The following is a 24,322-nucleotide window of genomic DNA, read 5'->3' as shown; positions in this document are numbered from 1 at the left end:
GCCGATAGTATCCGCGCCACTGACCTCGTCGCCATGGAGTGGTAGTACGTTGGAACAATTCCGCGGGGTCAGTCCATCTCACCGCCGTTTTGCCGGTGTGCGCTTTACAAATCCAGCACTAACCGGCCGCCTTTAGCGCGTGAGCAGCAGATCAGCATACTCTGCTGGCTGGCTTTCTCTTCCTCGCTGTAATACTGATCGCGGTGGTCGGCTTCCCCCTCCAGAATCATCGTTTCGCAGGTGCCGCACACCCCTTCTCGGCACAGGCATTCGACCTTTGCCGCTTTGTTATTCTCGATCACCTGCAAAATGGTCATATCCTGCGGCACGGTAAATTCGCGTCCGGAACGCGCCAGCACCAGGGTAAATGCCTCTCCGCTTTTATCCTCAAGGATAAACTGCTCAAAGTGCAGCTGGCTGGCGGGCACCTGATGGCGTTCGGCGGCGGCTTTCACCGCCTCGTTAAGCGCCGCTGGGCCGCAGGTATACACGTGGGTTCCTGGCTCGAGGTCGGCGAACAGGCGCGGTAGGTCGAGACGGCTGCCGAGCGCTGATACATGAACATTGACCCGATCGCGCCATGGCGCAGCGCGAAGCGTATCGACGAAAGCATTACTGTCGGCGTCGTGAAAACAGTAATGCAGCTGCCAGTCGGCCTGTCGCTGTTCCAGTTCCGGAATATGCGATAAGAATGGCGTAATGCCGATGCCGCCGGCGATCAGCAGATGTTTTCGCGCCTGTGGGTCGATGGCGAACAGATTGTTGGGCGTGGACACCGTCAGGGTATCGCCCGGGCGCACCCGCTGGTGCATAAAACGCGAGCCGCCTTTGGAAGGCGACTCAAGACGCACCGCAATCTGCCAGCTGGTGGTATCCAGCGGCGAGCTCATTAGCGAATAGGCGTTACTGTAGCGCTGCTCGCCATCCTGCATCTGGACGATAATATGGCTGCCGCCGCTGAATGCCGGCAGCGGGGCGCCGGTCGGCGACACCAGCGTAAAACGCTTCACAAGAGGGGTGATCTGTTCAACATCGCGAACGACCGCCTCAAACATTTGATAATCAGACATCGCTGAACTCCATCAAAAAATCCCGGCGTGGCTAGCGCCATCGCCGGGAGAGCACATTTACAACCCCTGGCAGAGATACTTCATCTCCAGGTAATCTTCGATTCCGTGTTCCGACCCTTCGCGGCCAAGACCGGACTGCTTTACCCCGCCAAATGGCGCGACCTCGTTGGAAATTAGCCCGGTATTGATACCGACCATGCCGTATTCCAGCTGCTCGGAGACGCGCCAGATACGGGCGGCATCGTTGCTGTAAAAATAGGAGGCGAGACCGTAGATGGTGTTATTCGCCTGCTCGATGACCTGCTGCTCATCGTCAAATTTCACCAGCGCCGCCACCGGGCCGAAAATCTCTTCCTGCAGCAGCAGTGACCCCGGCTGTACGTCGCCGATCACCGTAGGGGTGAAGAAATTACCGCCCAGCGGATGCGCTTTACCGCCAGTTAACAGCGTGGCGCCGCGGCTCAGGGCGTCGTCGAGCAGGGACTGCACTTTGCGCCCGGCCTCGGCGTTGATCAGCGGGCCAATCTGTACATCGGACTCGCTGCCATCGCCCACTTTCAGGGCGGCGACACGGGCGACGAACTTATCGCAGAATTGGTCGTAGACGGCGCGATGAATATAGAAGCGGTTGACACAGACGCAGGTTTGCCCGGCGTTACGGAACTTGGCGATCAGCGCGCCCTCGACCGCTTTATCGATATCGGCGTCGTCAAAGACGATAAACGGCGCGTTACCGCCGAGCTCTAAAGAGAGCTTTTTGATGGATTCCGCGCACTGGCGCATCAGCACGCGGCCAACTTCGGTCGAACCGGTAAAGGAGAGCTTACGCACCCGCTCATCGCCGGTGAACACCGCGCCAATCTCTCGCGACTGGCCGGTAACGACGTTAATGACGCCCTGCGGGATCCCGGCCTGATTCGCCAGCTCCGCCATCGCCAGCGCGGTAAACGGCGTTTCGTTAGCCGGCTTAATCACCATCGTACAACCCGCGGCCAGCGCCGGGCCGGCCTTCCGGGTGATCATCGCCGCCGGGAAGTTCCACGGGGTGATCGCCGCGCAGACGCCTACCCCCTGGCGGATCACCATCAGGCGTTTATCGGCGCCGGGGGAGGGGATTATCTCGCCGTTGGCGCGTTTCCCTTGTTCGGCAAACCACTCGATAAACGAGGCGACATAGGCGATTTCGCCTTCCGCTTCCGCCAGCGGCTTGCCCTGCTCGGCGGTCATTATCTGCGCCAGCGCGGTTTTGTTTTCGAGGATCAGGCGGTGCCAGTTTTTCAATAGCGCGGCGCGCTGAGCGGCGGTTAATGCGCGCCAGTCCGGCAGCGCGGCCGCGGCGGCATCCACTGCCTGTTGCGCTTCCGCACGCCCCATATTGGGGATCTGGCCGAGCGTCGCGCCGGTGGAAGGATTGCTGACGGCAAGCGTCGTGCCGTCGGCGGCGTCGCGCCAGCTTCCGGCAATCAGCGCCTGCTGGCGAAACAGATCTGAGTGAAACACAGACATAGCAAGCTCCTTCAACGATTACGGCTGGAACACCTGGGCGACCAGATTGTGGAAATGCGCGATCCCGTGCTCGGAGATACCGCTGCCGCTGTTATCCGCCATAATGCGCCCCTGGCCGCGATAGCCGCGGGACTTCAGCCCCTTCTGCACGCTTTCCACCAGGCGTAAATCTTCCGGGCGGAACACGTCGCGATACCACTCAATCAGCGCTTTCTGATCGTCAGTCAGCTCTTCGTTGGTGAAATAGATGTCGTAATTCTGCAGAGTGGTCTCTTCATCCACCGGGAATTCATAGATAACGGTCATCATGCCCTTGATCGGCGTGACGTTGAACATGGTGCACGGCCACAGCCAGAAACCGTGAAACGCGGCGTCGGTACCCTCTTCGAATTTAAACGACTGCTCGGACGGTTTGGCGAAGCCATACTGCAGCGTCCATTTGCCGTGCATGGTGTGCCAGTAGCGGTCAACCTGGACGGAATCCGAGAAGCCCGGGTGCGCCGGACCGCAGTGGTAACATTCCAGATAGTTATCGACGATATTTTTCCAGTTCGCCGGGGTGAGGGTGGTAAAGCGCGCCGCCAGTTTCAGATCATGCACGTCCGGACAGGCTTCCAGCACTTTGTCCTGCAGCCCCGGTAGCTGCGTTTCCACACTCTCCGCTTCCGGATTCATATTGATAAACACAAAGCCGGCATACTCTTCCAGGCGAACCGGCACTAGCGTTGCCTTTTCGCTATCGAAATTCGCCACGTTTTCGCAGTTGCGGGCGTGGGCGAGATTGCCGTCCAGCTTGAAGGCCCAGGCGTGATAGGGGCAGGTAATCACGTTTTTGGCTTTGCCTTCGCCGCTCAGTAGCTGGTGGCCGCGGTGCGGGCAGACGTTATAGAAGGCGCGCAGAATGTTGTCGCGGCCGCGGACGATAACGATATTTTCGCCGATGATCTCCCGGGTAATGTAATCGTTCGGCCGGGCGACCTCGCTGCCGTGGGCGACGCAAATCCAGCTATTGGCGAAGATGCGCTCTTTCTCGTGCTCAAACGCCTGGCTGTCGGTATAAAAACGGGCCGGAATGGTCCAGGCATCCTGCGGATTAGCGCAAAAGTTAATCGGCAGGGTGAAGTCAGGGCTCAAATTGCTCATGTAGGGTCTCCTTGTGATTATTGTCAGTAAGAGGTTTTACAGCGACTGGCCGTCGCCTTTGAGTACCGCGCCAACCGGCAGCGTCTCGGCTTTAATAATGGGCTCGGGGGTATGGGTTTCTATCTGATGGACCGGAACGTGGGCGTAGTCCTGTTTTAACCAGCGCACGAAGCCGCCGGTTTTAATCAGTAAAATGGCCAGGAACGGTAGGGCGGTCAGCACCACGGTGGTTTTCATGGTCTCAAGCGAAGCGCCGGTAAACAGAATCGACAGCGGGATAAGGGTTATCACCACGCACCAGAACAGGCGCATGCCGCGATCCGGATCCTCGCCTTCGCGCAGGTTGCGGGTACTGGTCGCCGCCATGGTGTAGGCCACCGCATCCATGTGCGAGGCGAGGAATACAATCATCACGAACAGATAGGCGGCGAGGAACAGCTTACCTGCCGGCAGCGACATCAGGACCTGCTGGACGGCGGTTTCGCCGCCGAGAGTCTGCATCACCTGTGGTACGTTAATCACGCCGTTGACGAACTGGTGCATGGCGTAGCTTTCCATCACCCCGAAGAAAAACCAGCAGCCGGCGGTGCTACCGAGGAGCAGTCCCCAGATCACCTCTTTGATTTTGCGCCCGCGGGAGACGCGGGTGACGAACATCGCCACGCCTGGGGTATAGGAGATCCACCACAGCCAGTAGAAGACGGTCCAGTTGCGGGTAAAGGCGCCGTCGCCGAGCGGGTCGGTAAACAGGCTCATCTGCAGGAAGTTTTGGGTCGTCAGGCCGACGGCGTTAATGACGTTATTGGTGATGAATTCGGTCGGGCCAACCAGTAATACCACCAACGGCAGCAGAAACGCCCCCCAGCCGACCATTTTGCTCAGGCGCTGCAGGCCGTTGTTGATGCCAATCCACGAACTCATGCAGAAAATACCGCCGGAGAGCAGGATCACAAATGCCTGCACGGTGAAGTTATCCGGCAGTCCGGTCAGCGCTGACAGGCCGCGGGTGAAGGTGGCGGCGGTGACTACCAGCGAAATGGTTAACGCGCCGACGGTAGCGATCAGGAACATCAGATCGACCAGACGGCCCCAGAAACCTTGCGGATTAACGCCGGTGATCGCCGAAACGATCCCGGAGAGGCTGAGGCCTTTATTTTTCCGCACGTGGAAGTGATAGGCCATGATCAGCGAGGCGAGGGTATAGGTTGCCCAGGCGCTTACGCCCCAGTGGAAGAAAGAGTAAGGGATGCTGTATTCCAGCGCTTTCGGCGATTGCGGGGCAATGTTCAGGCCCGGGGTCTGGTAGTAATAAGCCCATTCGGCAACGCCCCAGTACAGCGTGGAGGAGCCGAGACCGGCGCAGATAAACATAAACAGCCATGAGAGGGTACTGTATTCGACTTTACCTTCGCCGAGCCGGATATTGCCGTATTTGCTGGTGGCCAGATACAACACCAGTCCCAGCGCCAGCAGCACCAGTACCTGTACCGTGGAACCCAGCAGGCGGGTCACGCCGTTAAAAATCGAATCAGCCGCCTGCGCGGTTTGCTGGGGGAAGAGACTTAATGTAGCGGCGATGAAAACAATGGCCGCCAGGCTGATGGCAATCAGCGGCACATCTTTTTTCTTTACGTTGCTCAACATGAGTGATCTCCTGGGCATGATTGCCCGTCGGTGGCTTTAGCCTGTCGTTGTTATCACGCTGTAGGGTCAGGGTTCGTAGCAAGATGCTATTAACAATTGGATTATTTCTTCGTTACATGAATTAAACAATTGGCCGTTTCGTGAAGCAATAAAACACGAAACGGAAATAATAAAAGGTGAATTGGCGCAGGTTCTGTCCTTTCAGGAATTAATAAAGTTCACCGCTGTGATGCGGTTCACTTGTCAATCGTGGGGGATTCTGCATAGCGAAAAGAGAGGGGAGTTGGCGGACCAGGCGCGCGGGTTTTCCCGGGTAGCGGCTACGCCTTACCCGGGCTACTCGCGGTGCCGTTTTTTTTGCCGGGTGGCGGCTGTGCCTTACCCGGCCTACACACTACATTATCGCGCGATTGTAGCCCCGGTAAGCGCAGCGCCACCGGGGAGCGGCGGGGTAATTACGCCAAAATGGCCTTGCAGATAGCCTCGCCAACCTGCTGCGTTGAGGCACTGCCTTTCATGTCCGGAGTTTTCGGTCCGCAGGCGATCGTCTGCTCAATCGCCGCCAGAATGCCATCGTGAGCGGCGTGGTAGCGCTCATCGCCGTTGCCGAGGAAATCGAGCATCATCGCCCCGGCCCAAACGGTGGCGATCGGGTTGGCGATATTTTTACCGTAAATATCCGGCGCCGACCCGTGAACCGGTTCGAACAGCGACGGGAAATTGCGCTCCGGATTGAGATTGGCCGACGGCGCAATGCCGATAGTGCCGGTACAGGCCGGGCCGAGATCGGAGAGAATATCGCCGAACAGGTTGGAGCCGACCACCACGTCAAAACGCTCCGGCTGCAGCACGAAGCGGGCACACAGGATATCGATATGCTGCTTGTCCCAGCGAATTTCGGGATAGTTTTTGGCCATCTCTTCCACCCGCTCATCCCAGTAGGGCATGCTGATCGCCAGACCGTTGGATTTGGTTGCGGAGGTCAGCGTTTTGCGTGGGCGGCTTTTCGCCAGTTCGAAGGCGTAGCGCAGGATCCGGTCCACGCCGCGGCGGGTAAAGACCGACTCCTGAATCACCACTTCATGCTCGGTGCCTTCATTGGCGCGGCCGCCAAGGGCGGAATATTCGCCTTCGGTATTTTCGCGCACCACGTAAAAATCAATATCGCCGGCCTTTTTACCCGCCAGCGGGCAGGGGACGCCGGGGAACAGGCGCACCGGGCGCAGGTTGACGTATTGATCGAACTCGCGGCGGAACTTCAGCAGCGACCCCCACAGCGAAATGTGGTCGGGAACGGTATCCGGCCAGCCGACGGCGCCGAAGTAGATAGCATCGAAGCCCTGCAGCTGCTCGCGCCAGTCGTCCGGCATCATCTTGCCATGATGGGCGTAATATTCGCAGCTTGCCCACTCCATCTGCTCGAAGCTCAGCGACAGATCCCAACGCTGTGCGGCGGCTTGCAGCACGCGAATCCCTTCAGGCAGAACTTCTTTGCCAATTCCGTCACCCGGGATGGCGGCAATACGACAGGTTTTTTTCATTCCGGTTCTCACTTTTTAACGATGATGTTTGACCACCTGCCTATCCTATAATTGACTGGTTCATAATTAATCACGCTAACTGGTGAAACATAAAACACAGATCATGAATAATCTGCCGCTGCTAAATGATTTACGCGTCTTTATGCTGGTCGCTCGCCGGGCCGGGTTCGCCGCCGCCGCCGAGGAGCTTGGCGTATCGCCGGCGTTCGTCAGCAAGCGGGTTTCGCTGCTGGAGCAAACCCTGAATGTGATGTTGCTGCACCGGACTACCCGCCGGGTCACCATTACCGAAGAGGGGGAGCGGATCTATGAATGGGCGCAGCGCATTTTGCAGGATGTCGATGAGATGATGGATGAGCTTTCCGACGTGCGCCAGGTGCCGCAGGGAACGCTGCGTATTATCAGTAGCTTCGGCTTTGGTCGTCGGGTTGTCGCCCCGGCGCTGTCGGCGCTGGCTCTCCAGTACCCGCAGCTGGAGCTGCGTTTCGATGTCCAGGACCGGCTGGTGGATTTAGTCAATGAAGGGGTGGATCTCGATATTCGCGTCGGCGACGATATTGCACCGAATCTGATTGCCCGCCAGCTGGCGGCCAATCACCGCGTACTCTGCGCCTCGCCGCAGTTCCTTGCCCGCCATGCGTCGCCGAAACAGCTGAGCGATCTGGCCGCGTTACCCTGCCTGGTGATTAAAGAGCGCGATCACCCGTTCGGCGTCTGGCAATTGCATAGCAAAGAGGGCCAGCACGCCATCAAGGTAACCGGGCCTCTCTCCTCCAACCATGGTGAAATTGTGCATCAGTGGTGTCTGGACGGGCAGGGGATTGCGCTCCGTTCGTGGTGGGACGTCCGGGAGAATATCGCCAGCGGACATCTGGTGCAGGTGCTGCCGGACTACTGGCAGCCGGCCAACGTCTGGGCGGTTTATGTCTCCCGGCTGGCGACGTCGGCTAAAATTCGCACCACCGTGGAGTTTCTGCGCCACTACTTTCAGCAGCACTATCCGCAGCATGAGCCGACGGCCAGCGCCGTCGGCAGAGGCGATTAAACCCCAAGGCGGTCGCGCAGGCTGTAGTAGGCGGCGCCCATGGCGGTAAAAGGAATGCGCAGGCTGCGGCCGCCCGGGAACGGGTAGTGCGGCAGTTTGGCGAAGGCGTCGAAACGCTCGGCGTCGCCGCGCAGCAGCTCTGAAATCAAGCGTCCGGCAAGGTGGGTACAGGTCACGCCGTGGCCGCTGTAGCCCTGCATGTAGTAAATATTGTTATCGAGACGCCCGAACTGCGGCATCCGCGACAGGGTTAGCAGGAAGTTGCCCGTCCAGCGGTAGTCAATCTTCACCCCCTGCAGCTGCGGGAAGGTTTTCAGCAGCTTCGGCATAATCAGCCGCTCCACGTCGTCCGGATCGCGCGCGCCGTAGACCACGCCGCCGCCGTACAGCAGACGGTTGTCGCCGGTCAGACGGTAGTAGTCCAGCAGGTAGTTACAGTCTTCCACACAGTAGTTTTTCGGGATCAGCGAGCGGGCGACCTCTTCCGACAGCGGAGCGGTAGTGACCACCTGGGTGCCGCACGGCATGCTGCGTTTCGCCAGCTCCGGCTCCAGTTTATCGCCGAGATAGGCGTTGCCGGCGACGATCACGTAGCGCGCGGTGACCTGGCCGCGCGCGGTGCTGACCACCGCGGGGCTGGTGTGCTGGATGCGGGTGACCGGCGACTGCTCATACACCCGGCCGCCGTTCAGGCGAATGGCATCCGCTTCGCCGATGGCAAGGTTCAGCGGGTGAATATGGCCGCCGCTGTGGTCGAGCAGGGCGCCGACGTAGCGGTCGCTGTCCACTTCGCGACGAATGGCCTCTCTGTCCAGCAGCTCCAGCTGGGTGTTGCCGTAGCGCTCCCAGTTGGTTTTCTGCTCTTCCAGGGTTTCCAGCTGTTTATGGTTCATCGCCACGAACAGGCCGCCCGGGCGGTAATCGCACTGGATCTGATACCGCTGGATGCGTTCGCGGATGATATCGCCACCTTCGAACATCATGCTGCCGAGCATTTTTGCCGCATCCGGGCCGTAGTTCTTTTCAATGACGTCGATATCGCGGCTATAGGAGTTGACCAGCTGCCCGCCGTTGCGGCCGCTGGCGCCGAAGCCGATGCGCGCCCCTTCCAGCACCACCACGTCGTAGCCCATTTCGGCCAGATGCAGGGCAGACGAGAGGCCGGTGTAGCCGCCGCCGACGACGCAGACGTCACAGTTGATGGATCCCTCCAGCGTCGGGAACGGTTCATACTTGTTGGCGCTGGCGGCATAGTAGCTAGTGGTATGTTCAGTCATGATCAAGACTCCAGGGCAATCCAGATGGTTTTCAGTTCGGTGAATTTTTCCAGTGCGTGCAGCGATTTATCGCGCCCGTTGCCGCTCTGCTTGTAGCCGCCGAACGGAACGGTCATATCACCATCGTTATAGTTGTTGACGAAGACCGAGCCGGCCTTCAGGCGGCGGCTCATGCGGTGGGCGCGGGAGAGATCGCGGGTCCACACCGCGGCGCCCAAGCCGTAGTCGCTGTCATTGGCGAGCTTTAGCGCCTCTTCTTCACTTTTGAAGCGGGTCACCACCAGCACCGGGCCGAAGATCTCTTCCCGGCTGAGGGTTGATGCCGGGTCGACGTCAACGAAAATGGTCGGGCCAACGGCGGCAGGCCACGGGTTTTTCCGTCCGTCGAGGAACAGGGTGCTTTGGCTTTCGCCGCCGCGAATAAAGCTATGCACGTTGTCGGCATGGGTATTGTCAATCAGCATGCCCATGGTGGTGTCCGGATCGAGCGGGTTACCCGGCTGCCAGTGTTGCGCCTCAGCTTTCAGCCGCGCCAGGAACTCGTCAGCGATGCTCTCCTCGAGCAGCAGACGGGTCCCGGCGATGCACACCTGTCCCTGGTTGTAGAAGATGCCGCCGGCGGTGGCGCGAACCGCTTGTTGCAGATCCGGGCAATCGGCGAAGACAATGTTGGCGCTCTTGCCGCCCGCTTCCAGCCACACGCGCTTCATATTGCTGTCGCCGGCGTCTTTCAGCAGCTGCTTGCCGGTGCGGGTGGAGCCGGTGAAGGTGATGACTTCAACATCAGGATGCAGGGCCAGCGCCTGCCCGGCCTCGTGGCCAAAGCCGCTGACCACGTTCAACACGCCGTCCGGCAGGCCGGCCTCTTTCGCCAGCCCGGCCAGACGCAGGGCGGTGAGCGGCGATTTTTCCGAGGGTTTGAGGATTACGCTATTGCCCGCCGCCAGCGCCGGGCCGAGTTTCCAGCAGGCCAGCAGCAGCGGGAAGTTCCACGGCACCACCGCGGCGATCACGCCAATTGGTTCGCGAACGATCATCGCCAGCTCGTTGCTGCCGGTGGGGGCCACTTCGCCATAGACTTTATCCAGCGCTTCGGCATACCAGCGAATGGCGCGGGCGGCGCCGGGAATATCGTCGCGCAGGCTGTGGCGAATCGGTTTGCCGGTATCCAGCGTTTCCAGCAGCGCCAGCTCTTCACGATGGGCCTCCATCAGATCAGCAAAGCGAGTGAGGATCGCTTTACGCTGTGCGGGGGAGGCCTGCGACCAGTCGCCGTTATCAAAAGCCTGGCGCGCGGCTTTCACCGCCCGTTCGACGTCGGCTTTTTTACCGCGGGCGACCTGGGCTAATGTCTGCTGCGCGGCAGGGTCGATAGTCTCAAAGGTGGTATTATCGGCCGCGGCGCAATATTCGCCGTTAATAAATAAGCGTGTTTCAATGGCCAGGTTTTTCGCTTTTTCCTGCCAGTAAGCCAGGTGCTGAAAATTCATCATGACTCCTTAAAAACATTATCGGCAAAATAATCAGTGCGGCGTTTTCAGGCTGCACGGGGGCACTGCGCCGGGCGCAGGGCATAGCGTATCCCCGGAGTTGAATACCGTTTTATTCTCCTGAGTTTTGACGGGTTGTTTGCAACCCGAATTATTCAGGAGCGAGTCGCCATTCACTGGCGTTAATTATTTCAGGGCCAACAGGAAATAATATTCCGTACGGCGCAGACGTTATTACTACGAGTTCTTCGCCGCGACGAAAATAGATTTTCCGTCGCGACAGGCCTGAAGTAAGCCTGAACCTCGTTCAGGCGAAATAATCAGAATGTGGTGGGGGTGTGGGCACTGATGATGCGGCAGATGCCTGCCGAGGTGTTGCTGAAGCTGTGCGGAATGCCGGTATTAATGGCATAGCTCTGTCCAGCCACCAGGTGGTACGACTGACCGTTAATGGTCAGCACGATCTCACCTTCCAGTATGGTGCCTATCTCCTCACCCTGATGCTTAATCCTCTCCCCGGTCGTGGTTCCAGGCTGGTAAGTTTCAAAAATCATCGCCAGCGTACGGTTCGGATTTCCGTTATGAACCAGCTTCATGGAAACGCCCTGACTTCCCATCTCAATCAGGTCATCCTGATTAATGACCACCTGGGGTTCGTCCGGCTTTTCGGGTTCAGAAAAGAATTCCGAGAGCGACAGCCCATAGACTTTCAGCAGCTTTTGCAGCGTACTGATGGCAGGACTGACTTTATCCTGCTCTATGGTGCTGATGGCACTATGTGTTAACCCAGACAGTTCGGCGGCACGACGCTGTGAGAGACCCAGCTGTTGGCGGATCTCTGACAGACGTTTCCCTGGCGCCAGTCCGTCATCGCTCATATTTGCATTTCCTTAACGGTAGTGGTCAGCGCCGCCGCTTTTCAGCATGATGGCCCTGACAGGCGGTGATAAAACCATCAAACAACATACGCGACAGGGCGTATTCGCTACTGTTCCATTCTGGATGCCACTGTACGCCCAGCGCGAAAGGATGATCGTTCACGCTGACCGCTTCCACCAGTCCATCCGGCGCTCGCGCCTCCACGCGCAGCTGCGGACTGAGGGTTTTTGCCCCTTGCCCATGTAGCGAGTTTACCCAAAACGTGTTGCAGCCCGGTATCAATTGCGACAGCAATCCTCCTTCCTGAACCTCAACCTGATGGGACGGCGCATACTGCTGCTCGACGGGCAGTTCAGGATCTTCGCGATGTTCAAGGAGCTCAGGCTGCTCGAACAGACGACGATACAGAGTCCCGCCGGTGGCGACAACCAGTTCCTGCAGTCCACGACAGATGGCGAAAATGGGGATGCGCCTTTCGAGCGCGGCGTTAATCAGCGCCATGCTCAGAAGATCACGCCCGGGGTCGGCGTCAGGCTCATCGCCGTTTTCACCATAAAGGTGCGGCTGCACATTGCTGGGGCTGCCTGGCAGGTAGATCCCGTCCAGTTTATCAACGACCGCGTTCAGTAGCTCCGGCTCCGCCAGCGCATGCGGCAGGGCAATCGGCAGTCCGCCGGCGTTCACAATTGCATTCAGGTACTTTTCTTGCAAGGTCTGGGTCTGGTGACCCTTAAGCCTGTTTCTACACATCACGACGCCAATAACTGGCTTGTACATTATATTTTCCATGATCGCCCTCACAAAGTGGACTAAATTATGACCGCTATAGCGGGTTTAACGGCCATATCGTTCAATATTTTCTCAATCTAGCAGTGGAAATAGCCCTTTGCAAACTTAATTTAACATTTGACAAACAATTTATTTGCATACACAGTCGATTGGGTGGACATTATATTTAACGGTCTGAGTACAGGACCGAAACCCAACCAACGGCGGTGAATCATGGAAACCAATATCGTAGAAGTTGAGAATTTTGTTCAGCAAACGGAAGAGAGACGGGTTAGCGCGTTCGCGAAAGAAGTGAAGCGCTACCTCGAAACCTACCCTGATACCCAGTATGTCGATGTCCTCCTCACTGACCTGAACGGCTGCTTCCGCGGCAAGCGCATCCCGGTTGCCGGCCTGAGCAAACTGGAGAAAGGCTGTTATTTCCCGGCCTCGGTGTTTGCGATGGATATTCTCGGCAATGTGGTGGAAGAGGCCGGTCTGGGCCAGGAGATGGGCGAGCCGGATCGCAGCTGCATCCCGGTACCCGGCACCTTAACCCCTTCGGCGGCTGACCCACAATCGATAGCCCAGGTACAGCTAACCATGGTTGATGAAGATGGCGCTCCCTTTGACGTTGAGCCGCGGAACGTACTCAACCGCCTCTGGCAGCAGTTGCGCCAGCGCGGGCTGTTCCCCGTGGTAGCGGTAGAGCTGGAGTTCTATTTACTGGACCGCAAACGCGATGCCGAAGGCTACCTGCAGCCGCCGTGTGCGCCGGGCACCGACGATCGCAACACCCAAAGCCAGGTCTACTCGGTCGATAACCTTAACCACTTCGCCGACGTGCTCAACGACATCGACGAGCTGGCCAAACTGCAGCTGATCCCCGCCGATGGCGCGGTGGCGGAAGCCTCGCCGGGCCAGTTTGAAATCAACCTTCACCATACCGATAACGTGCTGGACGCCTGCGATGATGCGCTGGCGTTAAAACGTCTCGTGCGTTTGATGGCGGAGAAGCATAAGATGCACGCCACTTTTATGGCGAAGCCTTATGAAGAGCATGCCGGCAGTGGGATGCATATCCACATCAGCATGCTGAACAATAAAGGGGAAAACGTGCTGGTGGACGGCGATGGGGAAGACTCTGCGCTCCTCAAACGCGCGCTGACCGGGATGATCGATCTGATGCCGGCCTCGATGGCGCTGCTGGCGCCGAACGTGAACTCGTATCGCCGCTTCCAGCCGGGGATGTACGTCCCGACGCAGGCTTCGTGGGGGCATAACAACCGCACCGTCGCGCTGCGTATTCCGTGCGGCGAGCGGCAGAACCACCGCGTGGAGTATCGCGTCGCGGGGGCGGACGCCAACCCGTATCTGGTGATGGCGGCGATTTTTGCCGGCATTCTGCACGGGCTGGATAACCCCCAGCTGCCTTTACAGGAAGAGGTGGAAGGTAACGGTCTGGAACAAGAGGGCCTGCCGTTCCCGATCCGCCAGAGCGATGCGCTGTGGGAGTTTATGCAGAACGATCACTTGCGTGAGCGCCTCGGCGAGCGTTTCTGCCATGTTTTCCATGCCTGTAAGCATGATGAATTACTGCAGTTTGAGCGTCTTATCACAGAAACCGAAATTGAGTGGATGTTGAAAAACGCCTGATGGTCGCCCCGCGAGGGGCCCATAAGTTTGGTAATCAGTAGCATCATACGGCCTGAGCGGAGCCTGGCCGACGTTTTTGCTGGGAGCCCAGCCATTTCCCGGATGTCGCGTTAAGGAGCGCAGGCGGCAACGGGGCTTCAGTTAACGACACAGTGTGTGACGAGGAAATGAGATGATGCAGATGTTCAAATATCCGCAGGGAGAGGGAGGCCGCTCAGGCCGCATTGGATGCCAGCCAGCTACCGCTTACCGGTCCGTCTTACCCTTTTATCTACGCCTTACCCCTTTGCTAAGCAGGTTTGTCACGCGGACGTTGGGCCCGCAAACTGTTAACAGCAAGGGGGGGATGGGCGATGGCTATTAATCCTCCGGCGCATAACGCCGCTCAGGCGGGCAGACCGCGTCTGCGTAAATCCCTCAAACTCTGGCAAGTGGTGATGATGGGGCTGGCCTATCTGACGCCAATGACGGTGTTTGATACCTTCGGCATCGTCTCCGGCATCAGCAATGGCCACGTTCCGGCGTCTTATCTGCTGGCGCTGGCTGGCGTGCTGTTCACCGCCATCAGCTACGGCAAACTGGTGCGTCAGTTTCCGGAAGCCGGTTCCGCCTATACCTACGCGCAAAAATCCATCAGTCCGCACGTCGGCTTTATGGTTGGCTGGTCGTCGCTGCTGGATTATCTGTTTCTGCCGATGATCAACGTCCTGCTGGCGAAGATCTATCTCTCGGCCTTGTTCCCCGAAGTGCCGCCGTGGGTGTGGGTAGTGACCTTTGTCGCTATTCTGACCGCCGCGAACCTGAAAAGCGTTAACCTGGTGGCCAACTTCAATACCCTGTTCGTGCTGGTGCAGATTTCGATCATGGTGGTGTTTGTCATTCTGGTGGTGCAGGGGCTGCATAAAGGCGAGGGGGTGGGTACCGTCTGGTCGCTGCAGCCGTTTATCAGCCAGAATGCGCATCTGATCCCGATTATTACCGGCGCGACCATTGTCTGCTTCTCGTTTCTCGGCTTCGACGCGGTGACCACCCTGTCGGAAGAGACCCCTGACGCCGCGCGAGTGATCCCGAAGGCAATTTTTCTCACCGCGATGTACGGCGGCATTATCTTTATCGTCGCGTCGTTCTTTATGCAGCTGTTCTTCCCGGATATTCATCGCTTTAAAGACCCCGATGCCGCGCTGCCGGAGATTGCGCTGTACGTGGGCGGCAAGCTGTTCCAGTCGATTTTCCTGTGCACCACCTTTGTTAACACCCTGGCGTCCGGCCTGGCCTCCCATGCCAGCGTCTCCCGTCTGCTGTACGTGATGGGCCGCGACAACGTCTTCCCGGAGCGCATTTTTGGCTATGTGCATCCGAAATGGCGTACCCCGGCGCTGAACGTGATTATGGTGGGCATCGTTGCGCTGTCGGCGCTGTTCTTCGACCTGGTGACCGCCACCGCGTTGATTAATTTCGGCGCGCTGGTGGCCTTCACCTTCGTTAACCTGTCGGTGTTCAACCACTTCTGGCGGCGCAAGGGGTACAACAAAACCTGGAAGGATCGACTGCATTATCTGCTGCTGCCGATGGTCGGGGCGTTGACGGTCGGGGTATTGTGGATCAATCTCGAGGCCACCTCCCTGACGCTCGGCCTGGTGTGGGCGGCGCTTGGTCTGCTGTACCTGACTTATCTGACCCGACGCTTCCGCAAACCGCCGCCGCAGTTTGATGCCGCTAAAGCGGAGCAGGCCTGGGAGTCATAGGTTCTGAGGCATAAACTGAACGAAGGCAGGCCCGCAGGCCTGCCTTCGTTTTGGCTTCGGTAAGGGACAGTACAGGACGGTAAAGAAATCAGCAGAAAACGGTGGGGAACGGAAGGTATTATTTCTTCTTTTTATGGACAGGTAACTGACTGGCGCGCCGCTCTTTGAGGTACGACACCAGGCTGTAGATGGCGACGCCCAGCAGCGCCACCGCGACGATAAAGAGAATAAGACCCGACATAGACCAACCTAATATTCTGTTTGGAAAGGGAAAAAGATACAGGGCTCTGTGTGAAGATAACATCGGGATATGTCTGAAAGATGACGCCTCATCGCGAGAATATCCGGCGGCGGGGTTGTGATAAAATATTTCCCGCAGGGATGTGACCGCCTGGGTTTCACCTGAAATGGCGTAACACTCCGTTAAGTGATTTTACAGAAGTGCGGCCTACAGCGAGTTACGCTGACCGCGAATAAGAACGATCTGAGAGTCAGTCATGTATAAGAAAACCCTCAGCCTGCTGGGCGTAGCGTTGGCGCTGTCTGCCTTCGCCAGTCAGGCTGAAAGTGAACGTCAGGCGAGCCGCGAGCGGATCGTGGAGCAGGTCCTCAAGCCGTGTGAAGGCAAAAAGGCGGGCGATAAGGTGGTGATTACCGATCGCCGCGGCGGCGAGCACGAGGCGATCTGTACCCTGACGGCGGTTCCGCTACCGGAGTAGCGCCTGCCGCACGGTGCCGCTTATCGATACCGCGGCGCAGGCTGTCCGGTTCGCGCGCTGGTAAACAGCGCCACTCTGGACTGCTCAAAAGTCTCCCACAGTCCCAGGTCATGAACCGGTGGTAAGGTGACCTGTTCCCCCATCTCCAGCCCCCTGAGAGCGGCGTCAACCAGATCCTCGGTGGTCATTACCGTGCCGCTGGGCAGAGCGTCCAGCGCCACGCCGGAGGTCGGCCACAGATCGGTAGCGGTCGCCGCCGGCAATACCGCCTGAATACGCACGCCGCTGTCGGCAAACTCCTCCTGCAGGCCGCGGGTGAAGCTCAACACCCAGGCTTTGCTGGCGCTGTAGACTGCGCTGCCCGGCAGCGTATGCAGCGCGAGGATAGAGGCAATATTGATCAGCGTCCCCCGGCGTCGTGGGGTGAAAGCGGCCAGCGCGGCATAGCTCAGACGCAGCAGCGCGGTGGTGTTGAGCGTATGAATCGCCTGGTGCTCGCGTGGCGTACTGGCGAGAAAACCCGCCAATTTCGCGGTGCCGGCGTTGTTAATGAACAGGTCGATGGCGGGATCCTGCTGCAGACGCTGCTCTACGGCGGCAATCCCGTGCTCTTCGCTAAGATCGGCTTTGAGGATGCTTGCCTGGATGGCGTAGCGCGCCTGCAGCTGGTCGGCGAGCGCCTGCAGACGGTCTTCACGACGGGCGGCGAGGATCAGGTTGTAGCCGCGGGCGGCGAGTCGTTCGGCATAGATCGCGCCGATACCTGAGGACGCGCCGGTGATAAAAGCTGTGTGCGATGGTTGGGTCATGAGAAATGCCTCGTAAAAGGTTGCATTATTAAACCAAATTCAGCATGAGATATTAGGTTTAATAATGCAACCATTTTGCCAGGACTTTTTCATTTTTGCCTGTCGCGGGCAGCGTTTAGTCGTTCAGCGGGATAGCGATGGTGATGTCCGCCGGGGCCAGCTCACGGCCATCTGCCGCCTGCAGGACCAGCTTACGCAGGGGCTGGCGCTGCTGGCGGTCAATGAGCCGGGTCGCCGGTTCGTCAGGATCGAACAGATAGTCGTCTGCCCACTGGGAGAGGGCGACCAGCACCGTCTGCAGGGCACGGCCCTTATCGGTCAGGACATACTCCTGCCAGGCGCTGCCGTCGGAGGCCGGCTGCAGGCGCAGGATGCCTTCATCCACCAGCATTTTCAGCCGCCCGGCGAGCATGTTTTTGGCGATACCGAGGTTTTTCTGGAATTCGCTAAAACGGCGCACCCCGCGCAGAGCATCGCGGACGATCAGCAGCGACCACCAGTCGCCGATAACGTCGAGGGAGCGGGCGATAGGGCAACAGCTGTTTTCCAGACGGGTACGTTTCACGAAAGCCTCCAGGTTAATTGTTTCATTATAAAACTCTTTGCCCAGCAGGGGAAATTTTCGGCTACGGTCTAAGTTTGCGAGCGATTACCAGGAAAAATGTCATAAATCCGGCACAATTAACGCGATGATAATAAATGACTAAGGATGAAGGGATGAAAAAACGTCTACTTGCCGCCGCCGTTACCGGCGCGGTGATGTTATCCGCTGGCGCTCAGGCGCAGGACACGGCCGCCCCGGAGGGGTATCAGCTGCAGCAGGTGCTGATCATGAGCCGTCACAACCTGCGTGCGCCGTTGGCCAATAACGGCAGCGTGCTGGAGCAGTCCACCGCCAAGGCCTGGCCGCAGTGGGATGTGCCGGGCGGCCAGCTGACCACCAAAGGCGGTGTGCTGGAGGTGTATATGGGCCACTATATGCGCGAATGGCTGGCGCAGCAGAAGCTGGTGACCAGCGGCGAGTGCCCGCCGGAAAACGCGGTTTATGCCTACGCAAACAGCCTGCAGCGCACCGTCGCCACCGCGCAGTTCTTTATCACCGGCGCGTTCCCGGGCTGCGGCATCCCGGTGCATCACCAGCCGCAGATGGGCACCATGGACCCGACCTTCAACCCGGTTATTACCGACGACTCCCCGGCGTTTCGCGAGAAAGCGCTGCAGGCGATGGAAAAAGAGCGCCAGGGAATGCAGTTGACCGAGAGCTACAAGCTGCTGGAGACGATGATCGATTACCGCAACTCGCCCTCCTGCAAAGAGAAGAAGGTCTGTTCCCTGAGCGAGGGTAAAGATACCTTTAGCGCCGGTTATCAGCAGGAGCCGGGAGTGTCCGGACCGTTGAAGGTGGGCAACTCGCTGGTAGACGCCTTCACCCTGCAATATTATGAAGGCTTCCCGAAAGATCAGGTGGCGTGGGGGGAGATCGCCAGCGATAAGCAGTGGCAAGTGCTGTCGAAGCTGAAAAATGGCTATCAGGATAGTCTGTTTACCTCGGTGGCGGTGGCGCAAAACGTCGCCAAACCGCTGGTTAAATATATCGATAACGCGCTGGTGGGCGAGGGAGCCAGCAAGGCGAAAGTCACGCTGCTGGTGGGACACGACTCGAATATCGCTTCGCTGCTCACCGCCCTGGACTTTAAGCCCTATCAACTGCCCGGCCAGTATGAGCGCACTCCTATCGGCGGCAAACTGCTGTTTCAGCGCTGGCATGACAGCGCCGGCAATCGCGATCTGATGAAGATTGAGTATGTCTATCAAAGTACCGAGCAACTGCGTAACGCCGACGCGTTAACCCTGCAGACCCCGCCGCAGCGGGTCACTCTGGCGCTTAACGGCTGTCCGGTTGATGACCAGGGATTCTGCCCGCTGGAGACCTTTAAAAAGGTGATCAACGAGGCGGCGAAATAACGAAAAAAACCCGGAGCACTCCGGGTTTTTTTAGCAGGTTAGGGTGGGCCCAGGTGGGGATAAACCTCCTAGACGTTTTTACGCTCAATCGTCTGTTCGCCCCAGAACAGGCTGTCTTTATCGGTTTTGGCAAAGGCCAGCGCCAGCACTTCGTCGCTGCCTTCCTCCCAGATTTGCTCCGCCAGTTTCTCATCGTAGTGGGCGACTTCGAAAATCGCCTCGGCAATTTCCGGTGAGGTGTTACGTAAACTTGCCCATTCGCCGACGCGATGTGCTTTTGCTTCTTGAGTTGGCATAGTGCTCCTCCTGCAGAAGATTAGCCGTGCAGTTTAACGGCCAGTTTGGCGACATGTTCACCCTGATAGCGGGCGATGGCTAACTCTTCCTCGCTCGGCTGCCGCGAGCCGTCGCCGCCGGCGATGGTGGTTGCGCCATAAGGGGTACCGCCGCGTACCTGGGAGATATCGAATAGCTCCTGGGCGCCATAGCCGATCGGGACGATGATCATGCCGTGGTGGGCCAGCGTCGTCCAGGTCGAGGTAATGGTTTGTTCCTGGCCGCCGCCGGTACCGGTTGAGCTAAATACGCTGGCGATTTTGCCATACAGAGCGCCGGACGCCCACAGACCGCCGGTTTGATCGAGGAAAGTACGCATCTGACCGGACATGTTGCCGAAGCGCGTCGGGGTACCAAAGATGATGGCGTCATACTCTGCCAGCTCCTGCGGCGTGGCGACGGGCGCGTTTTGCGTTTTCCCGCCTGCTTTGGCGAATGCTTCAGCCTGCATGGTTTCCGGCACGCGCTTCACAACCACCTCAACGCCGTCCACCCGGTTCGCCCCATCGGCGACGGCGTGAGCCATGGTTTCAATGTGTCCATACATGGAATAATAAAGCACCAGAATTTTAGCCATTTCCATCACTCCTCGGTTGCATTATAAGCCAGCAAAATAGCTGGTACCTTTAAAGATAAAGCCTCCGCCGGAGAGTGCAAATCCAACGGGCATTTGTTTGATTTATAACAAAATGACAAAGCGTTATTTACTTTTCCTTGCACCGCGCGGCCTGAAAGGGAATTGAAGGAGGAAGCGTTGCGTCTACTATTTTGGCCGCTGCGGCGAGGATGTAGCATTAGGATACATTTTTGCTGACTATTTTTTCTTCGCCAGCAGAGTCGGTTAGGAGCTGTTGGCGGCGCGAGGAAGCTTTTTTCGCCCGGCTTTGTTTCTGGATATTACATTCGCCGCCGTCAGCCGTAGTCATTCACTAACCTTATAGATACGCGGCAGGACAGCGGCGTCGCCGCTCCCGCGTAATGCACTATGATGTCTAACCTAATGGAGGTCAGTAATGGCAAACCATCGTGGCGGTTCCGGCAACTTTGCTGAAGACCGTGAAAGAGCATCAGAAGCAGGACGTAAAGGTGGCCAGCATAGCGGGGGGAATTTTAAAAATGACCCTCAGCGCGCCTCAGAGGCTGGCAAAAAAGGGGGTAAAAACAGTCATGGTAGTCGTGAAAGTTAACGCGCGACTCGCACTGTTCTCTTTGATGCGGTGTTAATCTCCCCGACCCAACCGCATCGCCCTCGCCGCCGGCATCTGCCGGCGGTTTTTTTATCTGTCGGTGGTTGCGCTCCCGCCGGGCGGATTGCACACTGGTCGCCCGTTAATCGTCATGGCTGTCTTATGTCTTCATTAAAATTCTCCGTTAGCCGCCAGGAAGCGCTCCTTATCATGATCACCATGTTCTGGGGAGGGACGTTCCTTGCCGTACAGTACGCGGTGAGCCTTAGCGGGCCGCTGTTTTTTGTCGGTTTGCGTTTTGCGACTGCCGCGCTGGCGGTGGGCCTGCTTTCGCTGCGCACTCTGCGCGGTCTGACGTGGCTGGAGGTGAAGGCCGGGGTAGCGATTGGCGTGGCGATTGCGCTGGGGTATGGCCTGCAGACCTGGGGACTACAGACCATCTCCAGCAGTAAATCTGCCTTTATCACCGCGATGTATGTACCGCTGGTGCCGCTGCTGCAGTGGCTGTGCCTGGGACGTATGCCGGGGGTGATGTCCTGCGTGGGGATTGTGCTGGCCTTTATTGGTTTAATTCTGCTGGCCGGGCCGGAAAATAATCTGCTGGCGCTTGGCGTGGGGGAGATGATCACTCTGGCAAGCGCGGTGGCGATCGCGGCGGAGATTATCCTTATCAGCGCCTGGGCCGGAAAAGTCGATGTCCGCCGGGTGACGGTGGTGCAGCTGGCGACCGCGTCGCTGGTGGCTTTCGCCGCCATGAAGCCGGCAGGTGAATCGGTGCCGTCGTTGACGCCGGCCCTGCTCGGCGTCGCGCTGGGGCTGGGGATTTTCAGCGCGATCATTCAGGTGACCATGAACTGGGCGCAGCGCAGCGTCTCGCCGACGCGGGCCACTCTTATTTATACCGGTGAACCGGTATGGGCCGGTATTTTTGGCCGGCTGGCCGGTGAGCGTCTGCCGCTGCTGGCCCTGCTCGGCTGCGTTTTGATCCTCGCGGGGGTGCTGGTGAGCGAGCTGAAGTGGAAGCGCAAGTCGCCGCCACAGGTTTCCACAAACGACGATGCGCAGCCGCTCGCTGACCTGGCCGATCGCCGCGAGCCATAATATTTTCCTTCTGACCCGACAGCGACGCTTATCCTGGCTGGTATTCGTCCGGCTCTGATTGTCTCCAGGCCCGTGCCAGCGCAGCGCCGCCGGGCGATGACTGCGGGAACGGAGCCGCTTTTATGCCGGGTGCGGCTGCGCCTTACCCGGCCTGCGTTCGTACGACCTGCCGTTAATTTATTCACCATTGTTGCTGAAACTGCCGGTGCTGACGGCCTCAAAATCGCTGAGACGTTCCCGGAAGGCCGTGGCAGTCTCCAGGCCCGTGCCAGCGCAGCGCCGCCGGGCGATGACTGCGGGAACGGAGCCGCTTTTATGCCGGGTGGCGGCTGCGCTTTACCCGGCCTACGTTCGTACGACCTGCCGTTAATTTATTCACCATTGTTGCTGAAACTGCCGGTGCTGACGGCCTCAAAATCGCAGAGACGTTCCCGGAAGGCCGTGGCAGTCTCCAGGCCCGGCAAGCGCAGCGCCGCCGGGCGGTCAGGTTCCGTGCCCGTGGTGGTGCCGGATGGCGGCATAAATGCCTTATCCGGCCTACAGGATCACACCACCCAGGCCCACACCGCTCCCTGCGCCAACGCCGCGCTAATGTGGCTTACACCGGCGTTACCCTGGCCTCCTTCGCCTCGCGCGTCCCGCGATGAAGCAGCGCGTGCAGCAGGATCGCCCCGAAGGTGGCCGTGCCAATCCCGCCCAGCGTAAAGCCGCCCAGCGACAGCGCGAAATCGCCGGCGCCCAGCACCAGGGTCACCGACACCATGATCAAATTGCTGTTTTGACTCAGATCCACCCGGTTTTGCACCCAGATCCGCGCCCCGGCGACGGCAATTAAGCCAAAGACCACGATCGAGGCGCCGCCGATCACCGGCCCGGGAATGGTGTGGATTAATGCGCCGAACTTCGGCGAGAAACCCAACAGCATGGCAATCAGCGCCGCGGCGACAAACACCAGCGTTGAGTAGACCTTGGTCACCGCCATGACGCCGATGTTCTCCGCATAGGTGGTGACCCCGCTGCCGCCCACCGAACCGGAGAGCATGGTCGCCAGCCCGTCGCCGACGAAGGCGCGCCCCATGTACGGGTCCATATTGCGCCCGGTCATCCCGGCGACGGCCTTCAGGTGCCCGAGGTTCTCGGCCACCAGGATCACCGCGACCGGCGCAATCAACATCATCGCCTGGCCGTTAAAGGATGGGGGGGTAAAGTGCGGCAGCCCGAACCACGCCGCCTGGGCGAGGGGGGAGAAGTCCAGCGGTTTGCCAAGGCCCAGGCCGTTAGCCAGCAGGGCGTACAGCGCGCAGGCGACGATCAGGCCGACCAGGATCAGCAGTCGCTGCAGCATCCCGCGGGTAAATACCGCCACTATGCCGATGCAGAGCACAGTTAACACCGCCATCCAGCTGTCGAAGGCGCTGGCGGAGACGCTGCGCACGGCAATCGGCGCCAGGTTCAGGCCGATAGCCATCACCACCGCGCCGGTCACCACCGGCGGCATCAGGCGCTCGATCCAGCGGGTGCCGATCTTCATCACCACCAGACCAATCAGGGTGTAGACCAGCCCGCAGGCGATGATCCCGCCAAGGGCGACGCTCAGATGAGGGTTCAGCCCCTGGCCGTTAAAGCCGGTAATGGCGATCACCACCCCGACAAAAGCGGCGCTGGAGCCGAGATAGCTCGGCACCCGTCCGCCGGTGACGACAAAGAACAGCAGGGTGCCGACGCCCGACATCAGAATAGACAGGTTCGGGTCGAGCCCCATCAACAACGGCATCAGCACCGTCGCGCCGAACATCGCAACGGCGTGCTGCACGCCCATCACCAGCGTTTGCCCGGCCGACAAGCGTTCATCGGGGGCGACAACGCCGGATTCGGCGGCAGGAGAGGTCAGCTTCCAGCGAGGAAAATCGAAGAGTGCCATGATGATATCCCGGGTTAAAGGTTAACAAGCGGGTCGCATAAGCGTGTGATAGCCGCGGTCAAACCACATCAGTCCCCGGGGCTCCGGGTGACGGGTAATGGCCACGACGTGACAAAACAGAATGTCGTGCGTCCCGACGCTGACGCGCTGGTCGATGCGGCAGTCAAAGCTGACCAGAGCCGCCTCCAGCCGCGGACAGCCGGTGGCGCCGGTCTGCCAGTCGGCGGCGGCAAAACGCTCGTCCATTGCCGTTTTACCGCCAAACAGCGTCGACAGGGCCTCCTGTCCGGCCGCCAGGGTATTGACGCACAGCGTGTGGTGTTCGCTGAACACCGGCCACACCGAAGCCGAGCGGTTCAGGCAGACCAGCAGGGTCGGCGGCGTGTCGGTAACGCTGCAGACCGCGCTGGCGGTGAACCCCGCCCGGCCCGCCGGGCCATCGGTGGTAATAATGTTAACCGCGGCGCCGACGTGGGCCATGGCGTCACGGAAACTCGCTTTGTCCGTTAACTCCATCGTA

The 24,322-nt window shown here is 59.0% G+C and carries 24 protein-coding genes; 7 read left to right on the top strand and 17 right to left on the bottom strand.

Annotated elements, in window-relative coordinates; genetic code table 11:
• Nucleotides 1–104: 104 nt before the first annotated feature.
• The 5 genes from AB1E37_RS16120 to AB1E37_RS16100 form a co-directional block, all read right to left on the bottom strand.
• Entirely contained in the window at nucleotides 105–1,070 is a 966-nt protein-coding gene (locus tag AB1E37_RS16120) for a PDR/VanB family oxidoreductase (protein ID WP_021312901.1), read from the bottom strand.
• Between the two features lie 57 nt (nucleotides 1,071–1,127).
• Entirely contained in the window at nucleotides 1,128–2,576 is a 1,449-nt protein-coding gene (locus AB1E37_RS16115; RefSeq protein ID WP_032447463.1) for an NAD-dependent succinate-semialdehyde dehydrogenase, read from the bottom strand.
• Nucleotides 2,577–2,594: 18 nt separating this feature from the next.
• The gene (yeaW, locus tag AB1E37_RS16110; protein ID WP_002898571.1) at nucleotides 2,595–3,719 is read right to left on the bottom strand and encodes a carnitine monooxygenase, oxygenase subunit YeaW; all 1,125 of its coding nucleotides are present in this window, start codon (nucleotides 3,717–3,719) and stop codon (nucleotides 2,595–2,597) included.
• A 36-nt stretch (nucleotides 3,720–3,755) separates the two neighbouring features.
• The gene (locus tag AB1E37_RS16105) at nucleotides 3,756–5,363 is read right to left on the bottom strand and encodes a BCCT family transporter (RefSeq protein WP_004183615.1); all 1,608 of its coding nucleotides are present in this window, start codon (nucleotides 5,361–5,363) and stop codon (nucleotides 3,756–3,758) included.
• Between the two features lie 455 nt (nucleotides 5,364–5,818).
• Nucleotides 5,819–6,904 carry a tartrate dehydrogenase gene (locus AB1E37_RS16100; protein WP_004179272.1) on the bottom strand — a complete coding sequence of 362 codons (1,086 nt, stop codon included), beginning with the start codon at nucleotides 6,902–6,904 and terminating at the stop codon, nucleotides 5,819–5,821.
• A gap of 82 nt (nucleotides 6,905–6,986) precedes the next feature.
• Between AB1E37_RS16100 and AB1E37_RS16095 the strand changes: the two genes are divergently transcribed.
• Entirely contained in the window at nucleotides 6,987–7,949 is a 963-nt protein-coding gene (locus AB1E37_RS16095) for a LysR substrate-binding domain-containing protein (protein ID WP_072200186.1), read from the top strand.
• Here the strand turns inward: AB1E37_RS16095 and AB1E37_RS16090 are convergent.
• From AB1E37_RS16090 to puuD, 4 genes are all read right to left on the bottom strand, one after another.
• Nucleotides 7,946–9,226: an FAD-binding oxidoreductase gene (locus tag AB1E37_RS16090; protein WP_023316653.1), complete on the bottom strand. Its 1,281-nt coding sequence runs from the start codon at nucleotides 9,224–9,226 to the stop codon at nucleotides 7,946–7,948. The genes AB1E37_RS16095 and AB1E37_RS16090 overlap by 4 nt on opposite strands.
• Before the next feature lie 2 nt (nucleotides 9,227–9,228).
• Entirely contained in the window at nucleotides 9,229–10,716 is a 1,488-nt protein-coding gene (gene puuC, locus AB1E37_RS16085) for an aldehyde dehydrogenase PuuC (RefSeq protein ID WP_004214498.1), read from the bottom strand.
• Between the two features lie 320 nt (nucleotides 10,717–11,036).
• Nucleotides 11,037–11,594, bottom strand: a complete 558-nt coding sequence (gene puuR, locus AB1E37_RS16080; RefSeq protein ID WP_002898590.1) for an HTH-type transcriptional regulator PuuR — start codon at nucleotides 11,592–11,594, stop codon at nucleotides 11,037–11,039.
• A 25-nt stretch (nucleotides 11,595–11,619) separates the two neighbouring features.
• The gene (gene puuD, locus AB1E37_RS16075) at nucleotides 11,620–12,372 is read right to left on the bottom strand and encodes a gamma-glutamyl-gamma-aminobutyrate hydrolase (protein ID WP_020802183.1); all 753 of its coding nucleotides are present in this window, start codon (nucleotides 12,370–12,372) and stop codon (nucleotides 11,620–11,622) included.
• A 225-nt stretch (nucleotides 12,373–12,597) separates the two neighbouring features.
• Here puuD and AB1E37_RS16070 point away from each other — a divergent pair, with 225 nt between their 5' ends.
• Both AB1E37_RS16070 and AB1E37_RS16065 read left to right on the top strand, forming a co-directional pair.
• Nucleotides 12,598–14,019, top strand: a complete 1,422-nt coding sequence (locus AB1E37_RS16070) for a glutamine synthetase family protein (RefSeq protein WP_029884000.1) — start codon at nucleotides 12,598–12,600, stop codon at nucleotides 14,017–14,019.
• Nucleotides 14,020–14,372: 353 nt separating this feature from the next.
• Nucleotides 14,373–15,764 (top strand): APC family permease, encoded by a 1,392-nt coding sequence (locus tag AB1E37_RS16065; RefSeq protein WP_004141463.1) that lies wholly within the window; start codon nucleotides 14,373–14,375, stop codon nucleotides 15,762–15,764.
• A gap of 118 nt (nucleotides 15,765–15,882) precedes the next feature.
• On the opposite strand, the gene AB1E37_RS16060 is transcribed toward AB1E37_RS16065, so the two are convergent.
• The gene (locus tag AB1E37_RS16060; protein WP_002898600.1) at nucleotides 15,883–16,005 is read right to left on the bottom strand and encodes a small membrane protein; all 123 of its coding nucleotides are present in this window, start codon (nucleotides 16,003–16,005) and stop codon (nucleotides 15,883–15,885) included.
• A 256-nt stretch (nucleotides 16,006–16,261) separates the two neighbouring features.
• Between AB1E37_RS16060 and AB1E37_RS16055 the strand changes: the two genes are divergently transcribed.
• Nucleotides 16,262–16,483 carry a hypothetical protein gene (locus AB1E37_RS16055; protein ID WP_002898602.1) on the top strand — a complete coding sequence of 74 codons (222 nt, stop codon included), beginning with the start codon at nucleotides 16,262–16,264 and terminating at the stop codon, nucleotides 16,481–16,483.
• A gap of 20 nt (nucleotides 16,484–16,503) precedes the next feature.
• Here AB1E37_RS16055 and AB1E37_RS16050 read toward each other — a convergent pair whose 3' ends face one another.
• Nucleotides 16,504–17,292 carry an SDR family oxidoreductase gene (locus AB1E37_RS16050; protein ID WP_004214503.1) on the bottom strand — a complete coding sequence of 263 codons (789 nt, stop codon included), beginning with the start codon at nucleotides 17,290–17,292 and terminating at the stop codon, nucleotides 16,504–16,506.
• A gap of 115 nt (nucleotides 17,293–17,407) precedes the next feature.
• On the bottom strand, nucleotides 17,408–17,857 hold the full coding sequence (locus AB1E37_RS16045; RefSeq protein ID WP_004141456.1) for a helix-turn-helix domain-containing protein: 450 nt from the start codon (nucleotides 17,855–17,857) through the stop codon (nucleotides 17,408–17,410).
• Nucleotides 17,858–18,009: 152 nt separating this feature from the next.
• On the opposite strand from AB1E37_RS16045, the gene agp reads away from it, so the two are divergent.
• A complete protein-coding gene (gene agp / locus AB1E37_RS16040; RefSeq protein ID WP_032447464.1) occupies nucleotides 18,010–19,257 on the top strand; it encodes a bifunctional glucose-1-phosphatase/inositol phosphatase in 1,248 nt (415 codons plus the stop codon).
• A 68-nt stretch (nucleotides 19,258–19,325) separates the two neighbouring features.
• Here the strand turns inward: agp and AB1E37_RS16035 are convergent, their stop codons facing one another.
• From AB1E37_RS16035 to AB1E37_RS16025, 3 genes are all read right to left on the bottom strand, one after another.
• Nucleotides 19,326–19,553, bottom strand: a complete 228-nt coding sequence (locus tag AB1E37_RS16035) for a YccJ family protein (protein WP_002898701.1) — start codon at nucleotides 19,551–19,553, stop codon at nucleotides 19,326–19,328.
• A 20-nt stretch (nucleotides 19,554–19,573) separates the two neighbouring features.
• A complete protein-coding gene (gene wrbA, locus AB1E37_RS16030; RefSeq protein ID WP_002898704.1) occupies nucleotides 19,574–20,170 on the bottom strand; it encodes an NAD(P)H:quinone oxidoreductase in 597 nt (198 codons plus the stop codon).
• Between the two features lie 217 nt (nucleotides 20,171–20,387).
• Nucleotides 20,388–20,519 carry a hypothetical protein gene (locus tag AB1E37_RS16025; RefSeq protein WP_020323707.1) on the bottom strand — a complete coding sequence of 44 codons (132 nt, stop codon included), beginning with the start codon at nucleotides 20,517–20,519 and terminating at the stop codon, nucleotides 20,388–20,390.
• An 87-nt stretch (nucleotides 20,520–20,606) separates the two neighbouring features.
• Between AB1E37_RS16025 and AB1E37_RS16020 the strand changes: the two genes are divergently transcribed.
• On the top strand, nucleotides 20,607–20,780 hold the full coding sequence (locus AB1E37_RS16020) for a general stress protein (RefSeq protein ID WP_002898708.1): 174 nt from the start codon (nucleotides 20,607–20,609) through the stop codon (nucleotides 20,778–20,780).
• 162 nt (nucleotides 20,781–20,942) lie between these two features.
• Nucleotides 20,943–21,881 carry a DMT family transporter gene (locus tag AB1E37_RS16015; protein ID WP_004199515.1) on the top strand — a complete coding sequence of 313 codons (939 nt, stop codon included), beginning with the start codon at nucleotides 20,943–20,945 and terminating at the stop codon, nucleotides 21,879–21,881.
• 598 nt (nucleotides 21,882–22,479) lie between these two features.
• Here AB1E37_RS16015 and rutG read toward each other — a convergent pair.
• The gene (gene rutG / locus AB1E37_RS16010) at nucleotides 22,480–23,802 is read right to left on the bottom strand and encodes a pyrimidine utilization transport protein G (RefSeq protein ID WP_004191019.1); all 1,323 of its coding nucleotides are present in this window, start codon (nucleotides 23,800–23,802) and stop codon (nucleotides 22,480–22,482) included.
• A gap of 21 nt (nucleotides 23,803–23,823) precedes the next feature.
• A complete protein-coding gene (gene rutF / locus AB1E37_RS16005) occupies nucleotides 23,824–24,318 on the bottom strand; it encodes an NADH-dependent FMN reductase RutF (protein WP_004176611.1) in 495 nt (164 codons plus the stop codon).
• Nucleotides 24,319–24,322: the final 4 nt, after the last annotated feature.

This window comes from Klebsiella sp. Shm-1 (assembly GCF_040804525.1).
Classification (GTDB): domain Bacteria; phylum Pseudomonadota; class Gammaproteobacteria; order Enterobacterales; family Enterobacteriaceae; genus Klebsiella; species Klebsiella pneumoniae.
This window is presented reverse-complemented; position numbering and strand designations above follow the sequence as displayed.